The sequence below is a fragment of the Streptomyces sp. NPDC055099 genome (assembly GCF_053607685.1).
The window spans coordinates 14,979-36,155 of the sequence record NZ_JBSGUA010000038.1 but is presented as its reverse complement, the minus strand read 5'-3'; the positions used below and the strand labels follow the sequence as shown (position 1 = coordinate 36,155).

Below are 21,177 nucleotides of genomic sequence, written 5' to 3'. Positions count from 1 at the left end.
GGCGAGCGGCGAGTTCGTGCTGTTCCAGCAGTCCGACGACCGACGGCATCTGCAGCCTCCCGAGGAGCGACGACACGGCACGTCACCACTCCCACTGAATCACCGGACCTATGCCTGACCAGCGAAAACGCTGCCTTGAGATTCGGAACAACAACAGCCACTTACGAAAGGCACCTGGGCACTCAGCTACAGCATGAATGAATGGGTACGGATCATGGTCCATCTTCCGGACCACGGCGCGCATACCCAGCAAGCCAAATACGAGATCGACACCGGCAGCGGTTCCTTCACCAGAACCCGGACCATCGGCCAGGAGCGCGGGGCCAACGAGTGGGTCTCGCTCGGCGTCTACAAGGTCAGTGGCAAACCCCGGGTCCGCCTTTCCAATACCACCCTCGACGGAACCGGCGATGAGGACGTCGCCTGGGACTCCGTCGCCTTCCAACCCATCGGCGACAAGCCCAAGCACATCGTCGCAGCTCTCGGCGACTCGTACACCTCAGGCGAAGGCGCAGGCTCCTACTCCCCCGAGAGCAACAAGGACCACGGGACGAAGCAGTGGAATGGCTGCCGCAGAAGCAACAATGCATGGCCCCGCAAGATAGTCCTGCCCGGCACCTCCGAGGCCCTGGGTAAGATCACTGACAGCTGGGGGTATGACGCCGAGCTGGGCTTCGCCGCATGCTCGGGCGCTATGACCAAGAACGTTGCCCCAGTGCCGTCCGGAAACTCTCCGCAGCCGCACGGGGAGGGTCAGTTCAACGAAGTCGTCCAGGTCGACTCCGGCATCCTCAGCAAAGACACCACGCTGGTCATGCTGACACTCGGCGGAAACGACGAACTGGGCTTCGCCAAGGCGATGGAGGAATGCGGCCTCATCACCGACTGCTCCAGCGGCCCGGATTTCGTCGCCGGAAAGAAGAGAATCGTAGACCGCATGATCTTCGATCTGCAGGCTGTGCTCAGGGACATTGCGGACAAGGCGCCAAACGCCCAGATCGCCCTGATGGGATACCCCGAACTCCTCAGCCGCACCAACAAGTGCAGCGGCTCCTGGTACTACGACATGCCCGAGGTGAAGGCCTTGGCAGAACTGGTCAACTACGCGGACGCAGAGCAGAAGAAGGCGGTGGACGCGCTGCGAACGGGAGCGGAAAAGATCAAGGTCAACTACGCAAATCCCGTCAACGCCTTCGTCGGGCACGGCGGCTGCGACGACCCTGAGTGGATCAACAAGATCGTGATCGGCTTCCGGGTCACCCCGTCGCCGACGTCGGCCCGGCGCCTCGACTTCGACGAAGTCATCACGTGGACACCGGGGCCAGCAGCCACCTGGTCCAGCGTCACGACCGGGCCACGGTTACGCGCGACCCGCACGACATGATCGCGGAACTCTTCCGGATAGGGCTTCGGTACAGCGACATCCTTCCCACCCGCCCTACATGGCAAGCCAGTTCAGACGTCACCCGATCGTGCAGCAGATCCGAACCACACCCAATCGCTTCGGGTCACAACAGGGAAACATTGGTGCCACTGGCCTGTCGATATAGAGGAGAATTTGCGTCCTTCGACTGTTCCTGTCAGGGGGATCATGCGTCACGTTGTCGCGACAACCGCGCTCGCAGCGATCTGCTGCTCAAGCCTCATCGCCTGTTCCGACAGCGGTGACGGAAGCGATCCACGGCCAAGCCCGCGCACCGCGCTCAACTTGGGGAAAGGATCCGACACCGCGGGGGTCAACGGCAGGGGCAGGGTGGAGATCACCGCAGATAGCGTTGTCTACGTTGAGAAAGCTGGCACATCTACCCCAGAGCATGATCTCTTTGCCGTCCTCAGGTACGACGCAGCAAACCGGTCCAAGTCTCCGGTGACCAGCACAGCCGACACGGGCGGCTTCCGCTGGAAGACATCCGACGGGCATACCGTCAAGGCGGGCAACACCGCAGCTGCACGGGGGGTAGTTGCCCTCGGATCTTCTGATGAGGGTGGAGCAACCGTGCCACCGAAGGTTTTTGTAACCGACACTGTCACGTTCGACATCACCGCTGCCCAGAGGGGAGCCACCCTCATCTACGTCGACGGCGACGGCGTCGTGTCCCGATGGAAGATCCCTGCCACGAATTCAGGATCTACAGCTTCCGCTTTGGAGTTGGCCCTGCAGTGATGGTGCGTAACCGGCGCTTCTTCCGTCCGAGGCCGTAGCCAGGTGCACGTCGGCGTCACCTACCCCCGCGGCTGCAACACCGCCGAGGATGCCCTCCAGCGGGACGAGTGGGACCCGCCCACGAGGACAGTCCCGGCCGGGCCACCGGAGGCGGCACTTCCCGCGGCCGCCCCCTTCTGCCACCCTGCCCAGACACTGTCTTCCCACGGCGGGAACGCCTGGATGCACGCGAAAACCTGATCGCGGTCTCAGCTGTGATCCGCACAGGGCGCCGCGGCGGGAGGACTGGTAGGCGGGCTCCAGCAACGCGCACGCCGAAGCGGATCTGCAGGAAGCGTCACAGGCGGAGCGCCCCTCTGACCCACAGGCCCGGCTAAGGGCTTGCAGATCATTAACACGTTGTCTTGATCATGATGCTGGAGTCGCTGCTCAGGGCTCGAACCCGAGCCTGGAGGGCTGTGAGGGCAGAGGGCGGAGGGCGGAGTGGCCGCCGGCGGGATGACGATGCTGTGCGCCTTCAGCAGCGTCCTGATCTTCAGCAGGGTGCGGTGCATGGCAGTCCTACTGCTGTCGAACAGCACGGCGAGGGGTTCCGCGGCCAGGGCGACCCGCAGGTGAAGGACGGCTGCCAGGACCTGGTCAGGGAAGGCGAGCCGGGGCGGGCGGCCTCGCTTGACGTCGCCGTGGAGGGCCAAAGTGTCGGTGAGATCGCTCAGTTGCTGCCGGGACATGCCGGTCAGGGCGGGATCGTACAGGAGAGCGTGGTCCCACTCCGCGGCCGGTTTCTGCGGAGCCCGGGGTGCTGGGATGGCTGGGCAGGGCTGGGGGTGCAGGACATAGTTCCAGTCGCCGTGGAAGGCGTGTCGGGCCAGTGGCAGGGACGCCATCTCCGCGTCGCCGATCTGGACTCCGGTGGGGTAGACGTTGGTGTCCAGCTCGGCCATGACACGCAGTCCGGTGCGGGTGGTGGTCGCGGCGATGGACTGGACAATGACTGCATGGCTGGTCAGCGGGCGGCCGCGCCAGTTCATGGTGATGTGCGAGAAGAGCCGGTGCTCGATCTTGTTCCACTTCGATGTGCCCGGCGGCAGATGACACACGGTGATCGTCGGTCCCGTTTCGGCCGCGAACCGGGCAAGTTCGAGCTTCCAGGCCCGGGTGCGGTAGCCGTTCGAGCCACCCGCGTCGGCGGTGATGAGCAATCGCGTCGCCTGCGGGTAGGCGACCCGACCCTGGCCGCACCACCAGCGGCGGATCGATTCCACCGCGAATGCGGCGGTGTCGTGATCGGTGCCCACATTGACCCAGCCGGTGTTCGCCGTGAGGTCGTGAATCCTGTACGGGACGGCCTTGCCCAGCTGAGGGTCGGCGAAGTCATGGACGTTCACCAGCGCCGGATCAGCCGCAGGCCGCCACTGGCGGCCGTTGTTCTTGAACTCGCCGACGAGCTCCTTCTTCTTGGTGTCCACGCTGATCACCGGCTGGCCGGCGTCCCGGTGATCACGGGCCTGCTCGTTGAGATAGCGGAACTGGTCATATCGATCGGGATGCCGGCCGCCCTCGATGGTCTTGGCGTTGGCCTGCAGACTGAAGCCTTCCTCCCGCAGCAGGCCCGCGACGGTGTCCGCACTGACTTTGTGTCCGCTCCGGGCGAGCTCCCGCACCAGCGTGCGGGTCGACTTCACCGTCCACCGCAGCGGCGACATCGGATCGCCTCGCTCGTCCGGCTCGACAAGCGCCAGGAGAGCCGGCCGCAGCCCCGGATCGAGATCTGCGACCCTCTTGCGGCCACCGCCCGGCCGCCGCACCCGCCCCAGAGGCTCCTCGCCGGCCTCCAACTCGGACACACCCTTGCGGACCGTGGTCTCACTCACCGAGGTGTCACGGCTCGATCTAGGTGAGCAGATCTGACGTCCTGAGCTGTGGTGTCTCACCTCAACTGAGCGTTTCGAGTCGCTCTGCTGGCATGTCTTGTTCAGCCACAACTGAGACACCCGCGCGAGCGGCAAATTCAAGGGGCCTGCGAGGGATGTTCACTGAAGCTGAGCGGAGAGCAGCGGAATCGGGTGGGCCAACGCGCGTCGAGCGGGACGTAATGATTGATCCGCGCCGGATGGCCTCTCAAGGGCCGCAGCCTGTTGTCGGCCAGCACAGTGCTGCTTGCGAAGGGCCCGGATACTCACGAGCTCACCATTGCCAGCCAAGCGCAAGCGGCACCGGGGTTGCGTGAGTGCCTCGCATGGCTGGGCCGAGGCCGTGTCTCATCGTGTCGGTGTCAGATGTTCCGCCAGGCGTAGTGCGAGTGCGGTCAGGGTCAGGGACGGGTTTGCGGCCGGGGAGGTGGGGAGCACCGAGTTGTCGCAGGCGTAGAGGTTGTCGTAGTCGAGGAAGCGTAGGTTGCTGTCTAGGACACCGCCGAGGCGGAGGGTGCCGACTTCATGGGCCACTCCACCCAGCGAGGCAGTTTTCAGTGAGAGGTCTTCGAACCGGAGCGGCTGCGCTTCCAGGGCGTCGAAGACCGCCCGCTTGGCCTGCTCCAGTTGCCGGCGTATCTGCGCCGCGACGGGAACGGGTTGGACGTGCACGGTAACGGGGCCGTCCGGCGAGCTGCCGAGTTCGACGCGGTTGTCGTTGCGTAGATCTGCGTGGAGCAGGAACACCAGCTCGCACAGAACCGAGTCCCTCTTGTCCTTGCGGTGCTGTGCGAGGTTGTCGGGGTCGATGTAGCGGCCCTGGTTGAAGTCGGCGCCCAGTTCCAGCACCGCGTTGTAGGGGTGGTTGCCGACCGAGGCGTCTCGGTGGCGGGAGAGGACCTTGGCGCTGGAAGCGGGTACGGCGTGTGGCGAGGAGGAGGGGAGCGAGAAGTGGGTGTAGAGGATCGGGTGGTCGGTGATGCCCCGTCCGATCAGCTGGTTGGGGTCCTTCAGCCGGGACCTGAGAGCGATCTTCGCGGACTCGATGGTTCCGGCGGCCAGCACGATGTTCCGGGCCTTGTATCGGCGTTCCCGCCAGTTGAGGAGGTCGAAGCAGAGCACTCCGGAGGCCTTGCGGTCGCCATCGGTCAGTACCTCACGGACGGCATGGTTGAGGTTGAGGACGATCCTGCCGGGCGGGGGCGTTTCGTCCTGGGCCAGGAGGCTCTCCAGTAGCAGGTCGGCGGTGGAGAACATGCCTCCTGGCATCGACGCCGGGGTGTAGCCCTGGTACTGGACGGCCACCGGCGCGTCGAAGTGCACGTGGTCGGGCAGTGTGGTGGCGAGCAGCCGCTTGATGCCCTCCTGGTAGGGCGAGGCGCCAGGGGTGGTCCGGTTGAGGGCGTCCTGCGCCTGCCTGTATCCGGTGTTGAGGAGGTGATCGCGGATCTCGGCGGGCCAGCCGGCCAGTTCCCACGCCCCCATCGCGGGGATCAGGCCGCCCCAGAAGACCGACCTCCCGCCGAGGTTGAATCCCTGGGCACCCTGGAAGTTGGACCCCGGTCCGTTGATGTAGTTGACCGTACGGAAGTCCTTCCACAGTCCCCACACGTGCTTGTCGAAGACTCCGGTCCGCAGCCGGCGAGGCAGATTCGCCACATGGGTGGGAAACAGATAGGACCCCAGCTCCAGTACGAGCACGTCCGCACCCCGGTCGGCGAGCTGGTCGGCGAGGATCCCGCCGCCGAAGCCGGAGCCCACGACGATGACGTCGTACAGGTGTTTCTCGTCGTACTCGGGCTGGACGAGGGCCCGTTGCACCCGGCCGGACTCCGCGACCACCTTTCCCATTCCTGTGAAGAAGACCTCGACGTCCGTGAACCGGCGGACCACACCGGGCGCCGGTGTCACGACGAGATTGCCTCTGTCCATCCAGGTGGTGCGGTCCAGCACGAACTTGCACTCGAACCGGTCGGGGTAGTCGCGCTCGTCCAGCGTGAAGACCCACTGCCCACCGGTGAACCAGCCGGGGATGTCTGTATCCCAGTCCTGCGAGGTGCGCAGGGAGACCAGGTGCCCCGGTAAGGCTCGCCGCGTGGCGAAGGTGATGGTGAACACGCGCCTACCTCCAGCGCTCGACGGCAGTCTGGTACTCAGGCGATACGAGGGGGACGAACGCGTGCGTGAGAACACCGCCGGGCCCGTCGAACGCAGATGTGTCGCCGTGCTGGCGCGCACCGAAGTAGATCTCGATATCGGATTCCTCATGGGGCTCGCGAAACTCCCGGGAAGCCACCGCTGCCCAGGGGCCCCAGGCTGTTGACCTCACATGGCGCTGGCGATCCGGGGCAAGGGCGGGGGAGAGGTGGTTGATGCGGCCGGTGACGGCTGCGTGATCCCTTACCGTGCCGAAGGCCCCGATGCCTGTCTCCCGCGCATTTTCACGGTCCGGGAATTCGCAGCCAGGCCGCTCGGACACGTTCTCCGTTACGGCGACCGGATCCCCGGCGGCCGGAAGGAGGGCCACGGGCTGACAGGCCCGTGCGGCTGCCGGGCCCTGGGGCGAGCCGCGAGCGACACCGACCGGCAGGCAGCCGCACTGCCCCGGACAACCGAGCGCATGTTTGCCGTCCGGCATGCCAGTCACTTCCCCTGGTTCACGCTGAGAGTGGCAGCATCCCGCGCAGCCAGGATGCTGGCCAGAGCAGGAGCGGGAACCTCATCTCCCACTTCCCGCAACGGATTGACCGCAGGCCGCCGCAACGGGATGCTCCCCGCGACCGTGCAACGCAGCGGAGAACCGGAGGGGAGATGTCCGCCATGGATTTCAACGCGAACTCCGTCACGTTCATCTATGTGCATGGTGCTGGTAACAAACCACCCGAGCCCCACCTCACGGCCGTCTGGGACGACGATTTGTTCGAGCGGGACATGGGCGCGCGCACTCGGACGGTCTACTACGCTGACCTGCTGCACGACCGCCCGGGCGCGATCGCGGCCGACGCGTGCAGCGCGAGCGGCGCGCTGGGGGCGCTCGTATCCGACGCGTTCGCCGACACCGCTGTCCTCGAAGAAGCCGAAGCACGCGCGACGTTCGGCAAAATGGCCGCGGACGGGCAGCAGTTCGCCCTCTCACTGACCATCAGCATGGCTGCCCGCGCCGCAAGCCAGACCCCCGACGGTTGGCACACCGGGCTTCGACGCGGTGATGTGCAGCATCCGCTCCGCCTCGGCCGGGTCACTGAGATTGGTCACCGTGGCCAGACTGCGGGAGGTACGGCCGCTGCGCGTGATCTGCCAGCGCGCGCCGTCGATCCTCACCACGGCCCGCACCAGGGAACACCGGCGGACCTGCGGCATCGTGACGGCCGTGGTCAGCCTCAGCGCATACAACGGCGCTTCAGCGCGGTGGACTTGCCGGTCTTGGCACCGGAAGGCCCCACCAGGAGGGTGACCAGACCCTTGAACTCGCGGGAGAACCACTGGCCGTCACGCTTGAACATGTACTTCTCGACGATGAGGGACGGGCCCACCACACACCTCACTCAAGATCGACTGATCCGTGCAACGATCAGTCCGGGCCCAAGTAACTCCGGTGAAGCCAGGTTGATGCCGTCGCCTTGCCGTCGGCGGCGAGCCCTCGCGCGCCGACCGTCCCATCACGTCCCCCTGCCTGCTGCCGACCGCACGAATGCGCTGACCCCCTCGCAGGATCCCCGTTGCTGCCCAGCCTGGGCCCTCTCGAGGTAGATCAATGGGTCACTGTCGGGGTCGGAAGCTTGGCCCGTACGCCGAGATCCTCGAGCGCGCCTGTGCCTACATCGCCGACTACCACCGGGGTTCGCCCAGGCCCCGGAGAAGCGGAGCACGCCGAACGAGAACAGCTGGACTTACTTCCGTAAACTCCGCTCGCCGCAGTAGCCGCAGGGCTTCCTCGTACCTGCGGGCGTGCGAGGCTGACGGGGTCCTGCTCACGATCCTTCCGGTGCCCCGGTGTCGTCGTCCGGGCCCGGGGTGGGGGCGGACGGGCTGCCGCCTGGGTCCGGTGCCTCCGGGGCCTCCTCGAGCGGGTAGGGCTCGCGACGGGTCGTGATCTCGGGCTCAGCCTCCCTCAGCTGTGCCTCCCGCTCGCGCCGCTTCTCGGCTTCCTGCCGGATGAGCGTGCGCAACCCCGCTAGATTCAGGGAGGTTTCGTGGCCGGGCCGGTCGTCCTCCACGGCCTCGGACAGCAGCACCGTCTCGCCGTCGAGCGGGAACATGCTGGAGAAGTACGGCACCCAGGTGTCGACGCTGTCCCGAACGAGAAAGGCCACCCTGGGTTCGGCGCCCTGCGGAGCAAGCTGCCACTCAGTCTGCTCCGCGAACCCCTGGCTGGGGACGTGCAGGGTCAGCTCGCCCTGGACGTCGCCCTTGAGTACTTCAACGGGTGTGACACGGAAGGTTCCCACCTGCCTGGGCTCATGTGCCTCGTGGTCCTCGACGGCCGTCTCCAAGGTCGCTTCCCGTAGTACGGCGACGATCTGGCAGTCCCTGATCTGCTGCGACAGGGTCGGGGTGGTCCTCCCATACGTGGCCACAGCTCACTCACCTCCGTACCACAGAAGAAGATTGTTGCCTCCACGGCTGTGCGCGAGGGCCGGCCCGGTGCTCGATGTGGAATTGGGCAGCTGCTGAGCTGCGGACCACGTTGACGATTTCAGCCACTCCTTGCGCGCGACACGCAGCGAGGTGAGGAAGTTCTGCTCGCGGAAGGCCAGGTGGAACAGGTCATGACCTGGGTCGTAGGTCACGGCCGGCTGCGCCCGCGTGCGGTCGTCGGAGAATCCAGTGCCGCGCTGTACCAGCCGGTCACCGGAGACTTCGCAGTCGAGGCTGCGCACCAGATTCATGGCCGCGATCGACTCCCCGGCCCAGGCGAACGCCAACACTATCCGGTTGTCCGGGGCTGCTGCGAGGGATACGCCGACGAGCGACCTGTAGTCAAAGCTTGTCGGTACGACGGTGGGCTGCGACCAGGAACCGCCGTCGTTGTAGGAGACGCTGGCCCGGATGCGGCCGGTCCCGGTGTGGTCGGAGCGGTCGAAGTGCGCCCAGGCGAGTACCCAGGCGCGGCGCCCACCGACCATGGTGGAGACGAGGCCGGGGGTGCCAAAGGTGGTTGCGCCGACGGGTGTTGCGGCCCAGGCCCAGCTGGCTCCCTGATTGGTGGAGCGGACCACTCGGATACTGCCGTTGTCGTCGTTGTGGACCCAGGCCATGAGCATCAGCCCGCCCGGCTCGTCGGCGAGTGCGGGGCCGTGCACGGACCGTTCACCGCCGTAGTACACCCAGCCGTTGAACAGAAAGTTCACGCCGTCCGTCCGCAACCACGTGGGGATGCGATTGGGGTGGCTCCAGCCAAGCGCATACAGGCCGCTATTGCCGATGGACGTGATGCCGGGGGTCAGGCACGTGCGTGCCTGGTAGTTGTTGTAGTTGGTCAGCTGGGTGCCCTGCGCGAACCAGGAGCTGCCGCCGTCGGTCGAACGAAACTCCCGTAGCCGGTTGCGGTCCATGTCGCGGTAGAGCGCCTTGAGCCGGGCCACGTCGCCTTCCCAGGGGCCGAACCGCTGGCGATGGTACGCATAGTCGGCGTGCATGGTGTCCTGGGCGCTGGAGCTGTGGTCGAGCCAGAAGCAGTGCCCGAACTCATGGGTCAGGACACCCTGGAGGTCGATCTGGCCGGGTTGCGCGTTAAACGGCACCAGGGGCCAGGGGGTCAGGTTGGATCCGTTCTTGCGGTGCACGACAATGTTCGCGCGCCGCCAGTTGACGAAGGCCGATGCGATGCGCGTGGTGTCGGCGTGCCGCTCATTCATCGAGATGATGATCTCGCCGTCCTGAGCGTCACTCCGGTCGGTGTAGTTCCAGAATTGGAAACGGCAGTCCGCACCCGCATTCATCCATCGTGTATACGCGTTGATCACCGCGTCCGTGACCGGACCCTGCCATGAGCTGTCAATTCCCTGTGCGGTGAACGATGACCAGTTGATGAAGACTCGGGGTCGATCTCCGTTGTTCCAGTACGCCTGATCGCCCATGACATCCCCCTGATGTGGGCGCGGAGTTCGTACGGAAAGCATGGCAGGCGATCATGGGCGAAGGCAGATATACCGTCATGTGCTGAGTCTGATCCGCCTTGACGCGTCCTCGATCCCCAACGAGATCTCTCCATTCCCATCTGCGCCACCCTGCAGCTCAACACTCACTTCCGAAAGTGGATATGGGCCGCCCCGCACCATCCACGCGGTAGTTCCGAGCCCGCTTGCGATACGCCTTTGAGGAACGCAGCACTAGACGGACCGGGCGGACCTCTTGACTGATGTGGCGGAGCCTTTCCACTGTCAAGTGGTGACCCCCACGCCGAAAGCCGGCCCCTTCAGCGAGCGTACGAGTGACCTCTATCCCTTGCTGCGGTCCAGATGTTGCGGTCCAGAGGTGAGTTGGCCGGGGGAGAGATGGGTGGCGGCGAGCGCGATGCACTGCCCCACCGGAAGGGACAACCGCCCGTCAACGGTTCAGTTGCACCTGTTGCTTCTCAACGATGGGGGCGGGCCCACCACACACCTCGCTCAGGATCGGCGGATCCGTGCAACGATCAGCCCGAGTCCAAGTGACGGCGAGTGGAACCAGGTTGACGCCGCGCCTGGTGACGGCGAGCACTGATGCACGAGCTTCCCGACGGCGCAAGAGAAGACGATGGGGCTCGCCAGTCCCTTTGTCGCGGCCGCTGGGCGCGCACTCTTCCGGCGATGATCCCCCGCTCGGTCTGGGCTATTGGCCGAGTTCGACATGCAGGTGATTGTCGTGGCCGGCGAAGTGGCGTACGCCGGCGATCTCGGCGTCGTTGAACAAGATTCTGCGGACCGCACCCTGGGCGAGGAGGGCCTCGACCAGGGTGCGGGTGCCCTCCCGGCTGTAGCGGGAGTCGCCGAGGGACACGGGGCCGCGGGCATTGTCGGTCCGAAGCGGGCGCAGGTCGACGTGACGGCCAGCGCGGTGAGTGGTGTGCGGGGGCATCTGGCCGCCCTGCTGGAAACTGATGTCGCCGACGCCGAACTCGAGTCCCCCCTGGTGCAGGGTGGCCGCGGTGGAGGTCAGCAGTTGCAGCATGGTGTCGGTGCCGTACTGGCGCTCCGGGGAGGAGTACGCGTAGTGGCCGTTGCCCTGGCTAGCGAACTGGGTGAGGCGGAGGCCGTCGGCTGGCCCGGCGGCAGTCGCGGGGTCGCTGCGGGGCGGCCCCCTCCGGTCTCGCGCCTCGGCCGCGAGCCGCCGCAAGGTCTGGCCGCCAGGGTCCACACGCCCGTCCGGGGTGCGCAGGAAGGCCGCCTGATACGCGGTGATGGCCTGGCGCGTGTCCGGTCCGCACACACCGTCCACGGCCAGCCCCGCGTCCGCGGCGCGGTTGAGCAGGTCCTGCACGACGCGTACATCATCGGGTGTGTTGGTCCCTCCCGCGCCGACGGTCGCGGAGATGGAAGGGGCGGTTGTCGTCATCGGGTGCCTCTGGCGGTTCGGGGCGCAGCGCGCCGGGCTGGCTGGGGCGCGGTGAGGAGGTAGCGGGACTCGCTGCCGACCGTGCGCACCTGGACGGTGCCGTCGCCGACGAGCCCGGCCAGCACCGCCTCGGCCGTCTCGGTGCTGCTGTGTGCCGAGCGGGCCAGCACGGACACGGAGGCCGCCCGGCGGCCGCGGCGACGCAGTTCGGCGAGAACGGCCGCGCGGACCGCTTCGGTCCCGGGCGTGCCGGGACCGGTGGCGCCGACCGGAGCCGTGCGGCGTCCCGTCGTGCCTGGCGCCGTAGCGCCTGGGGTGGTCGGGCGGGTTTCTGGGCCGTCTGGCTCATCAGGGGCGAGTGTGGCAAGGCTCCGCATCACCTCAACGTATGGCTGGAGCATTGCGTAGATCCGCCCCGCAGTCAGCGCGATCTGCTCGAACCCGGCCAGCGCCCGCGGGTCGACAGGCGGATTCGCGGACAACCGCTGCGCGAGCAGGACCTCGGCCATGCGCCGGTAGGAGCTCCTGCCCTCAAGGAAACCGGCCGTTTCCAGCGCCCGCTCCAGATGGTCGAGTGCCTGTGCCGCCGCACCCGTGCTCTGCACGACGTTGTCTTGGTCCACCGGCCTCGTCATGACCGCTCATCCTCCGCGGGCCGCGCGACCGTGAGTTCGGTGAGATCGAGCAGCCGTTCAAGGCCGAGCGGCAGTTGTGTGCTCTCCACCGTGACCTCCACGTCGATGCCCGCCGTCTCCCGGGTCTCCCGTGTCGTCCGGGTCCGGGGGACGAAGCCCTTGAGGATGACCTCCTGTGGTGCCAGGCCGCCAAGCGGCTGCGGCGCACCCCGCTCGGCTTCGGCCGGCTTCTCGACCGTCGTCTCCGTGAGGTCGTAGCGGAAGGACACCTTCGAGCTGCGCACGGTGAGTGTCGGGATCGCCACCATGGCCAGAAGCGGCACCTCCAGGACGAACTCGGAGGGCCGCTGGTTCTCGTCGAGCTTGGTGTACCGGATACTCACGGTACGGAAACGTTCCTCGCCGTCGTCGCCGCGGAGCAGCCCTATCTGTTCGACCAGCGCCAGCGTGCTCGCTGTCGCCTCGCGCTGGCTGTTGACAACTGCCGCGAGCAGGGCGCCGAGAAGCTCGTCCAGTCTGAGGGAGGTCAGGTCGCGAATGGGCATGTCTCAGGGCTTCGTTCGGGTGGCGAGATCGACGAACTCCTCGATGTCGGCCAGCGCGACGGTCAGCTCGATCTGCTGCAGCGTCTCCGCGGGCCACTCCTGCAATCGGTCCGCGCTCACCTCGACCTCCACGCGGGAGCGCAACGCCTGCTCGGCCGCGGCCCATTGACGTACCCGCTCGGCGAACGGTCCCGCCCGCAGGGCGAGCTCACGGTGCACCTCCTCCTTCCCAGCGGATCCTGGCGAGCCGTCCCCGTGCCGCGGGCGAGAGGCCGTCCACCTGCTCGGCCACCTGCACCAGCGCCGAGTCGACCAGCGGGGCGATGTCGCCGTCCACCGCACGATCCAGCTCCCGCTCACCGACACCGATCGGGCTCCTGCGCACCGCGTCCTGCAGCAGCCGTACGACCTCCTCCAGGCCGGCGTCCGGATGGTTGGTGCTCAGCCGCGGCAGCACCTGCTCCCGGACGACGGCGTTCCACGCCCGGCCCGCCCGGACGCGGTCCGGCCGCGGTGGTTCGGGCACCTCAACTCCTGTGACCAGGAACCGAAGCCGCACCGTCATGTCAGCCACGGCGACCCGCGGCACGGAGAACGAAGCCAGCACCGGATCCTCGCGGTACGCCTCCAGCGCCTGCGCGGTGAGCGCGTCGGCGGCAAGCCGCGCCCGCAACACGTCGGTGAGCAGGCCTCCGAGCACTTCTCCCAGCCTGGGCACTGTCCGCCTCCCGCAGCTACGCCGGAGCCGTCGGCTGCTCTTGGATGGCCTGTTCGAGGATGTCGAGCATGCGGGAGAGACCCGCAGGCATCTCGTCCTGCGTGGCCCGGACGTGGATTTGCATCGCGTACTCGCGCTGCTGCCTCTCGGTGCTGCTCGACTTCTGGTTGTACGTTGCCGACACGCGGGCTTCGATCTTGATCGGGCTCCAGAAGGCGCTATAGCTGCCCTTGACCTCCGAGTCGAGCTTGAACGTCGAACTCGTCTTCCGCTCGACCGAGTCCGTCAGCTTGGCGTTGAAGTCAATGGTTATCTCGTCGATCCTGATGTAAGGGATCGGAGTGATCGCCAGGAACGGCACCGTCAGCGAGAACTCCTCGGGAGCCTCGTTCTCGCCCTTCTTCGTATAACTGAAGGTTACCGACCGCAGTTCTCCCGCGTCCGCATCCTTGTCGAGGTCGGTGAAGACCAGGTCCTGGTCGCCGCCTCCGAAGCCCGGCTGTTTGAAGCCGACTTTATGGATGAACTCAATCGTTGACTGTGCAGCAAGCGCCTGGGCCTCGACAGCGGCCTTCAAAGGGGCGCCGATGAGCTGCGAGAAGGGAATCTGTTGAAGTTCTTGGACCGCGCGTGACATGGCAATCCCCCTGCTCTGCGGTGCCGCCCGAGCGGGCACAGTCCATGCAAGAGCCGGAGACGAGCACCGTCAAGGCGGACTGAGCGCCTCCCCGGCCAAACAGCCGCGCCGTGCCCGAACCGTTCGAGTCATCTGGCGTAACGCGTGCGAGCAGACCTGGGCGAGCAGCTCCGCGGAGCTCGCACCGTTCTCGAACCGTCCTCATCGTCGTAGCGAAGCCTGGAAGAGCGAGCTGCAGGGCCAGACGGAGATCTCCCCCTACTTGACCGGGACCGTCACGCGGTTCGGTGAATGCTCCATGCACGAACTCGCTCTCACCCTTGAGGTACGAAGTGCAGCTCGACGTTGGCTTCGCTCGGCTCGAACCCGAAAACCGTCGCCAGCGGCCTGACGCGCGGGTGATCCCATTAGACGCTCGAGGTTTGGAAGGGAACGCCGAGCTGTTCGATGGCTGTCTTTGCCCACTTCTGAACGCCCGCCACACCACCACCAGCAGCCAGCCGAAGCACACGCGGGCTTGCTGGGGCCCGGTGCTTCTGAGTGGCTTCGGTGACCTCCTGGCCTTCTTCGGCGAGCTCGGTGGAGGGAGCGCTGGCAGAAGTCGTATGACGGCGGAGTGATGGCCTCGAAACCTGTAGCGATGGGCTCGGTGCGGCACTGTCTCAACTCGACCGGGCCGACGCTGCCCTGGACAATACGACCGAAGACGGCACCGTGGGATCGTCACCGGGGCGGGGCAGACCGTACGCCCTTTACGCCTGTCGAAGCCTTTCGTCGGCATCGGCCGGATGGGTTGATGAAAGCACCCCTTGCGCGGGTACCGCGCCGCCGGGCGTGAAGGACGAAGGAGGCTGCCATGGCCAAGGGAGCCATTCCGCGTCACCGTCAACGGCTTCCGGGGCAACCGGGACCATCCGGCGCTGTTCCCGACGGCAGGGGCAAGGCCCTCGCCGTGCCCTCCGGCCGGGCGCGGGCCACCACTGCTACCACCCGGCTATGGGCGAAGCAGCAGTAGTAAACCTGGCGCTGCGAGCACCTGCGCCCCCCTTGCCGGAAGTGCCGTGGCCTTCCGGTGGCAGGGGCCACCAGGGCACACCATATGGAGCGATGCCGCTTCATATAGGGCGTAGGCCGCGCAGCCTATCTGCGGAGGTGAACCGATGGAGGTCGGAGGAAGAGGGCCAATCCCGGACCGTGTGCAGGGGCACCTGCGATTCTTCGAGGACGGGGCGGCCTCGTGTAAGCGGAACGCCAGCCGGGTGGACCTGGCCGTCATCATCCTCGCGGCGGCGATTCCAGCAGCGGCCGCCTTCCGGGTTCCCGGGTACTACCTCGCGCTCCTGGGGGCGGCGGTTGTGATCGTGCAGAGCCTGGGCCGTAATTTCCAGTGGAAGGAGAACTGGATCAGAGAGACCGCGGTGCTCATGGCCATCCAGCAGGAAGTGGTCTGGTTCGATCACCTCATACCCCCTTACGGGGGCGGTCCTGATGACGATGCGCGCCGCTCACTCCTCGTGGCCCGAGTTGAGACCATCGTGCAGGAAGATGCGGCCCGATGGGTCGGGCGCATGGCGGAGTGCACCGCTGACAAACGCGGTGCAGACGAAACGAGTTGAGACAGGGCGAAGAAGCAGGTCAGCAAGCACGGCCCTGGTGAATTGTGCTGAGTGCGGCGCAGCCCTTCTCGACAGACGATGCCAAATGAACATCGGCCACGCCCGGTGCCAACAAGTCCGCAAACTCGCCGGCAGTGCCAGGTACGAAGCACACCTGATGCCACTTGCCATGCTCAGCGCGGGGTACGACCGTAGGCTCGTTCGGCTGCATCCGATACGCCAAGACCACAGGCCACCGTGCTGCCTCCGCCCGTGACGACCTTCCGTCGCTGAACGAGACGTCAATCGGACAACGCGCTTAGTTTTATGGCCATTCGATGGGATGGACCGCTGGCGATCAGAGGTTCACAGTGCGGGAATGGACCTGCCCGCCCGGTATCTGCTCGCGGTGATTTTGGTCAGCGCGGCAGTCGGCAAGTCCCTGCGACCCGGTAAGGTACGCGTCGCGCTGGCCGCGGCGGGCCTCGCACCGAGGGGTGTCGTGCTGCTGATCGGCGCGGAGGCACTGCTGGCCGCTCTGCTTGTGCTGCCGGGCACAGCTCATGTCGGCGCCTGCGGCGCCCTGGGGCTGCTGACGGCTTTCACCGTCTTCGCTGGGTGGGCCGTCGCAACGGGCCGCGTGGTGCCGTGCGGTTGCTTCGGCCGCGCGGGGGCTCCGCTGTCCCGCCGCACGGTGCCCCGGAACGGCGCCCTCGTCCTGCTCGCCGCGGTGGCGGCGGGTACGCCGCCCGACGGCGTGACGTGGATGGCGGTTCTGGTACCCCCTGCGGTGGCCGTCCTACTCGTCTGGCGGGTGTCACGGCCGCCCGCTCCCAGGCGCCGCGCCGTCCGCGTGGGAGCAGGCCCCGGCAGGCGGATGCTCCTGGCGGCAGCCGTCTCCTCCCTGCTGGCGGCTTGCACGGGGCGGGGCGGGACACCACCGGCAGCCTCATCGTCCGCGCCCCGTGCGACGTCCGCGAAGCCCCCGGCCACGGCGACCCCCGACTGCCCACTGGCCGTTGACGTCACCCGCCTGCCGGCGAACGGCATCGAAGAGAACGACTGCAACGCCGTGGCGAACTACCGTGAAACGGTCGGGGTCCAGGACGAGGAGGGCAACGCACACCCTGGGCACGTGGGATGGACCATAGCCAGGTACTCCTACACCTACGCTCCGCCGCTCGAGAAGACCCGAAGCATCACCAAAGTGCGTTGTCGTTGCAATGGCAAGGAGTACGACAGCGCCAGCGCCTGCCTGTCCGACTGCCGGACCTCGCTGGGCTGCTTCACCGGGATCTGCGAGCCCGCAGGCAGCCAGGTCTGCATCGAAGCCACGCTCCAGAAGGTCACCTTCAACGCGGTCACCGCCGTGTACGCCCTGGAGTGGGAGCCGACCCGCAAGCTCTCCGCGGTGTGCAAGAGGGTGGTCTGCGCGTGGCGGCAGCGGGTGGTCAAACACGAGGCCAAGCACGTACGCGACGCCCGGGCCCTGGCGGTGGGAATCGGCGAGGCGATGAAAGGGAAGCGGTACGAGGCGTGTGCGGCCACCCGCGCCGTGGCGCGCCAGGCAGTCGAAGCCAAGATCAAGAATGCCCTCAAGGCCGAGGCCGACCGGCTCGCCGACGAGCTCGACCGCATTTCGAAGGAGTGGCACAAGACCCCGGCCGGCCAGCCGATCCCCGACTTCGACTGCAGGACGTGTGCCTGACCCCGGGCCGCGCGTCCCGCCGCTACCTGCCGTCGCCATTCCTCTGTTCCCGTCGTATCACGGACCGGCGCTTCGTCACCTCGTGCACGGACAGGGGGAGTTGTGGCGGGACGACACCGGCATCGGGCACGTCGGGTTCTGGAGGACGCCCCGGCACGCGTTCCCGCCCTCGGCCGTCCCCTTGTACTCGCCCGTACGCGGCAGCGGGCATACCAGGCCCGCGCGCCGATGCCGCAGCAACATTCCCGTGCCGCTGCCGTCCCTGCAACGTCATCCCAGCAATCGGCGCGATGCATGGTGTCCGAAAGCTGCATGAGTCCGGGCCTTGCCCGGGCTCTGGGGAGCACCGATGCTCAAATCCTCGACGCCCGAACCGAAAACCGGGGTGAGACCCATGGCCATCCGTTTCCCGTGGTCCCGAGGGGGCACCGCGCGGCCGGTCGCTTCGCGCCACGGCATTCCGCGCGGAGTGCTCACGCTCGACGGCGAACCGGTGAACCCCGCGGCCCTCCGGGAACTGACGCACCGTTCGAAGGTCACTCTTCACATAGTCCGCGGCGGCTACAGCGCACGCCTGATGCGGGGTGTCACTCCCCGGAATGGCCCAGCCCGCGCTTAGCGGGACAAGCCGGTCCGGCCTGCTGCAACGCCTTTACTGAGGATGTCGCTCACGAGCGCGAGGGCTGGTCGACTGATGGTCAAGGTTTGATGACATAGGTACCACCCCCGGCTTGGTCGGCCAGGCAGGTACTAGGGTGTCAACGGCCGGCCTTCCACCATCGCCGCCTTGTTCTGTCTCGCCAGTGCTCAAGAGCTGTGACACGCTCCAGGGTGTCGGGGTGTTGAGAGCCGAGCACCCGTTTGCTTGCCTTAAGTATCTCGGCTTGGAGGGCGATGCTCTTCTTGATGTACCCCGCCTCACCGTAGGACAGGGCGAGGTTGTGGCGAATGACAAGAGTGTCGGGATGGTCGTGTCCCTGAACTCGTTGGCTGGAGTCAAGAGCTTGCTCCTGCAGGGGAATGGCATCATTCAGCCGGCCTGACTCCCCATACAGGAAAGCAAGATTATTTTGGTCCATCAGGACGTTAGGGTGATGGGGGCCCAGAACTCTTTCACTGAGTTCAAGAACCTGCTCCTGCAAGGCGACAGCGTCATCAAGCCGACCTACTCCTTGATAGAAGAGGGACAGGTTTCCGTTCATGGTGAGGACGTCAGGGTGGTGAGGGCCAAGCAATCGTTCACTGACTTCAATGAGCTGCTCTTGCAGAGTGATGGCCTCATCCAACCGACCTGCCTGCTCGTAGGAGGCGGCGAGGTTGTGTCTAGCTAAGAGAGTGTGGGGGTGATCGCCACCCAGCGACTGTTCGCGGCTCGCAAGGATCTGCTCCTGCAGGCTGATCGCCTCACTGGTTCTTCCTACCTTCCAATAAGCCAGTGCTAGGAGGCTAAGAATGGCCAACGTGTCGGGGTGGTCGCGGCCCGAAATGTGTTCACGGGTCTCGAGGATCTCCTGAGCCAGATTGATAGCTTTGTGGGTGAGTCCCTGCTGTTCGTAGCATGCGGCGAGGATGTGGCGTGCGGTAAGGCTGTGGTCCGGGGTGAGTCGTTGACCACTAACTTGCAGCACGCGCTCGGCAAGGGTGATGGCCTCAGTCGGCCGGCCAGCCTTCTCGTAGGAAACTGCTAGGTTATTGCGAAAGGTGAGGGTGCTGGGGTGGTCGGGTCCGAACAAACCTTCGCTGGCCCTAAGCGTCTGTTCTTGCAGGGATATGGCCTCATTAATCTGGCCAGCCTGAAAGTAGAAGCAGGCAAGATTATGCCGCGAGGTGAGTAGGTCAGGATGCTCAGCGCCGAGCAACCGCTCCTCGTCGGCGATATCTCGTTCCTGGAGGACGATTGCCTCTTTGAACCTGCCTGCCTGTCCATAGAGGGCGCCGAGGTTGTGGCGGGCTGCGAGGGCGCTTATCTGATCGTCGCCCCACAACCGTTCACAATCGGCAAATACCCGCTCCTGGAGGACGATCGCCTCGTCGATCCTGCCTGCGTCCCCGTAATAGACGGCCAGGTTGTTGCGCGCTGTAAGGGTCTCGGCATGGTCCATGCCATGCAGCTGCTCGCTGACTTCGAGGGATTGTTCTTGGAGGGAAATGGCCTCCGCGGTCCGCCCCATCCTTCCGTAAGCGAGGGCCAGGCGGTTGTGAGCGTCGAGTGTGGCGACGTGGGTGTGACCAAGGGATCGCTCTGCAGTCTGGGCAAGGTGGCTGAAGTGGGTGATGGCGTCGGCGTACAAACCGGCGTCGAGGAGACTGACTCCTGCCGTATACAGCACCGGATGGCCGTCGGTGGACCACAGCAGGTCTCCAGCGTGGTGTTGGACGCAATCGGTGTTGGCCCGCAGGACAGCAGTTAGGGAAAAGTTGATTTCGTCACGGTCGGGCCAGATCTGTTGCAGAGCATCGGCGGCTGCCGTGACCAGGCCGTTGAGTTCGATGTCCGTGATGGTTTCGCGCGCGGCACGGGCTGTCAGCGCGTTGATGCGCACAGTTCGATACTCGTCATAGGTGTTGTAAACGATCAGTCCGTAACGGTGCAGCAGCCGGAGCACCACATGGGTCTGCTCTGCAGTGAGTCCGTCCTTCGGGCGGTCGACTGACGGGCTACCGGCCTGCTGCATGGCTCGGTGATGGGTTAGGTAGTCGATTATTGCCGCGGTGGACCAAAGACTGCCGGGATGGCCTACTGGGTCGAGCAGAGAAACGATGTGGAGGATCGGGTCGGTAAGGCCCGCGGGGGCATGAGCGCGGACAGCTTCCAGATTCAGCAAGAGGCCCGCCGCTACGTCTTGCCCGTACCCTTCGGTGTCCGCCCTGTGCGGTAAAAGGGAATGGAGGCGGGTGCGCTTATCTGTGTATCGCTGTACGTAGTGGGCGCACGAGACATCCTCACTGATCATGTAGGCGGTAGCGTGTGCCATTGCCAATGGCAGCTGCCCCAGCATCGCGATAAGCGCGTCCGCCTGATCATCAATCAGATATGCAGCGCTCGCATGAGTGAGCCGATCGTGCAGAAAAGCTGAGCCTTCTTCTGGAGTGTAGGCATCCACGACGGTCATGACACGGCCGCTGCCGTGGAGCAGGGCGTCACGGCGCCGGGTCGTGGCCAGGACCCGGCCCGACGATGACGATGGTGGCCACCACGGGGCCAACTGATGGGGGTCGGTGATGTCGTCCAGTACTACCAACCAGGTCTTATCGGTGATGGCCAGCCACTCCAGGAATAGCCGGGCGTCCGATTCGGCGTCTTGTGCGGTGGTGCCTGGAAGTTGCAGGCGTTGGCAAGCCCGCCCGTAGAGTTCGATAATCGAACTGGTTTCTCTGGCGTCGGCCCACACCAACAGCTGTATGTTCTCGGCACGGGCTTGGTGGGCGCAATCGGCTGCCAGCTGGGTTTTGCCCACTCCGCCACCCCCGGTCAATACCACCGCTTTGCAGCTCGACCATGCGAGGTCTACCTGCGCGCGGACGTCTGCACGTGCGTGAAAGGCGGTGGCAACTTCCGGAACCGTGCCTAGCTGCTGGGGCCACACCACCGGCTGTTGAATGGTGAGGGGCAGATGAACATGCTGCGTGCTTCCCGCCCCGGTTTGGAACACCGCTGGACCGTGAAACACGCTGTCACGTAACGTGCCATCAGCCACGAACGTTGCGAAGTCGCTGGTCACGATG

The 21,177-nt window shown here is 65.9% G+C and carries 17 protein-coding genes and 2 pseudogenes; 5 read left to right on the top strand and 14 right to left on the bottom strand.

The window, feature by feature from the left end; translation table 11 throughout:
- Window positions 1-178: 178 nt before the first annotated feature.
- From ACWFRU_RS41000 to ACWFRU_RS40990, 3 genes and pseudogenes are all read left to right on the top strand, one after another.
- Window positions 179-430, top strand: a pseudogene (locus ACWFRU_RS41000) (golvesin C-terminal-like domain-containing protein); the annotation flags it as partial.
- Window positions 431-448: 18 nt separating this feature from the next.
- Window positions 449-1,384, top strand: coding sequence for an SGNH/GDSL hydrolase family protein (locus ACWFRU_RS40995; protein WP_453693756.1), 936 nt, complete (start codon window positions 449-451; stop codon window positions 1,382-1,384).
- 369 nt (window positions 1,385-1,753) lie between these two features.
- Window positions 1,754-2,164, top strand: a complete 411-nt coding sequence (locus ACWFRU_RS40990; RefSeq protein ID WP_453693754.1) for a hypothetical protein — start codon at window positions 1,754-1,756, stop codon at window positions 2,162-2,164.
- A 391-nt stretch (window positions 2,165-2,555) separates the two neighbouring features.
- Here the strand turns inward: ACWFRU_RS40990 and ACWFRU_RS40985 are convergent.
- The 13 genes and pseudogenes from ACWFRU_RS40985 to ACWFRU_RS40925 all read right to left on the bottom strand — a co-directional run.
- Window positions 2,556-4,053: pseudogene (locus ACWFRU_RS40985) on the bottom strand (ISAzo13 family transposase); the annotation flags it as partial.
- A 372-nt stretch (window positions 4,054-4,425) separates the two neighbouring features.
- Entirely contained in the window at window positions 4,426-6,195 is a 1,770-nt protein-coding gene (locus ACWFRU_RS40980; RefSeq protein WP_453693752.1) for a GMC oxidoreductase, read from the bottom strand.
- 4 nt (window positions 6,196-6,199) lie between these two features.
- A complete protein-coding gene (locus tag ACWFRU_RS40975; protein WP_453693750.1) occupies window positions 6,200-6,715 on the bottom strand; it encodes a matrixin family metalloprotease in 516 nt (171 codons plus the stop codon).
- 494 nt (window positions 6,716-7,209) lie between these two features.
- Window positions 7,210-7,401 (bottom strand): hypothetical protein, encoded by a 192-nt coding sequence (locus tag ACWFRU_RS40970; protein ID WP_453693748.1) that lies wholly within the window; start codon window positions 7,399-7,401, stop codon window positions 7,210-7,212.
- Window positions 7,402-7,457: 56 nt separating this feature from the next.
- A complete protein-coding gene (locus tag ACWFRU_RS40965) occupies window positions 7,458-7,610 on the bottom strand; it encodes a hypothetical protein (RefSeq protein WP_453693746.1) in 153 nt (50 codons plus the stop codon).
- A gap of 438 nt (window positions 7,611-8,048) precedes the next feature.
- The gene (locus ACWFRU_RS40960; RefSeq protein WP_453693744.1) at window positions 8,049-8,654 is read right to left on the bottom strand and encodes a hypothetical protein; all 606 of its coding nucleotides are present in this window, start codon (window positions 8,652-8,654) and stop codon (window positions 8,049-8,051) included.
- Between the two features lie 3 nt (window positions 8,655-8,657).
- The gene (locus tag ACWFRU_RS40955; protein WP_453693742.1) at window positions 8,658-10,157 is read right to left on the bottom strand and encodes a matrixin family metalloprotease; all 1,500 of its coding nucleotides are present in this window, start codon (window positions 10,155-10,157) and stop codon (window positions 8,658-8,660) included.
- A 733-nt stretch (window positions 10,158-10,890) separates the two neighbouring features.
- A complete protein-coding gene (locus ACWFRU_RS40950) occupies window positions 10,891-11,613 on the bottom strand; it encodes a peptidoglycan-binding domain-containing protein (protein ID WP_453693740.1) in 723 nt (240 codons plus the stop codon).
- Window positions 11,610-12,248 carry a hypothetical protein gene (locus tag ACWFRU_RS40945; protein WP_453693738.1) on the bottom strand — a complete coding sequence of 213 codons (639 nt, stop codon included), beginning with the start codon at window positions 12,246-12,248 and terminating at the stop codon, window positions 11,610-11,612. Before ACWFRU_RS40945 ends, ACWFRU_RS40950 begins: the two co-directional genes overlap by 4 nt.
- Window positions 12,245-12,793 (bottom strand): DUF2589 domain-containing protein, encoded by a 549-nt coding sequence (locus ACWFRU_RS40940; protein ID WP_453693736.1) that lies wholly within the window; start codon window positions 12,791-12,793, stop codon window positions 12,245-12,247. The genes ACWFRU_RS40945 and ACWFRU_RS40940 overlap by 4 nt, the downstream gene beginning before the upstream one ends.
- A 3-nt stretch (window positions 12,794-12,796) precedes the next feature.
- On the bottom strand, window positions 12,797-13,012 hold the full coding sequence (locus ACWFRU_RS40935) for a hypothetical protein (protein WP_453693734.1): 216 nt from the start codon (window positions 13,010-13,012) through the stop codon (window positions 12,797-12,799).
- On the bottom strand, window positions 13,002-13,511 hold the full coding sequence (locus ACWFRU_RS40930) for a hypothetical protein (protein ID WP_453693732.1): 510 nt from the start codon (window positions 13,509-13,511) through the stop codon (window positions 13,002-13,004). Before ACWFRU_RS40930 ends, ACWFRU_RS40935 begins: the two co-directional genes overlap by 11 nt.
- A gap of 16 nt (window positions 13,512-13,527) precedes the next feature.
- A complete protein-coding gene (locus tag ACWFRU_RS40925; protein ID WP_453693730.1) occupies window positions 13,528-14,148 on the bottom strand; it encodes a DUF2589 domain-containing protein in 621 nt (206 codons plus the stop codon).
- A 1,160-nt stretch (window positions 14,149-15,308) separates the two neighbouring features.
- On the opposite strand from ACWFRU_RS40925, the gene ACWFRU_RS40920 reads away from it, so the two are divergent.
- Both ACWFRU_RS40920 and ACWFRU_RS40915 read left to right on the top strand, forming a co-directional pair.
- Complete coding sequence (locus ACWFRU_RS40920) at window positions 15,309-15,764, top strand: DUF4231 domain-containing protein (RefSeq protein WP_383274016.1); 456 nt, start codon at window positions 15,309-15,311, stop codon at window positions 15,762-15,764.
- Between the two features lie 358 nt (window positions 15,765-16,122).
- A complete protein-coding gene (locus ACWFRU_RS40915) occupies window positions 16,123-17,451 on the top strand; it encodes a MauE/DoxX family redox-associated membrane protein (RefSeq protein ID WP_453693728.1) in 1,329 nt (442 codons plus the stop codon).
- 758 nt (window positions 17,452-18,209) lie between these two features.
- On the opposite strand, the gene ACWFRU_RS40910 is transcribed toward ACWFRU_RS40915, so the two are convergent.
- Entirely contained in the window at window positions 18,210-21,173 is a 2,964-nt protein-coding gene (locus ACWFRU_RS40910) for a tetratricopeptide repeat protein (RefSeq protein WP_453693726.1), read from the bottom strand.
- Window positions 21,174-21,177 lie beyond the last annotated feature (4 nt).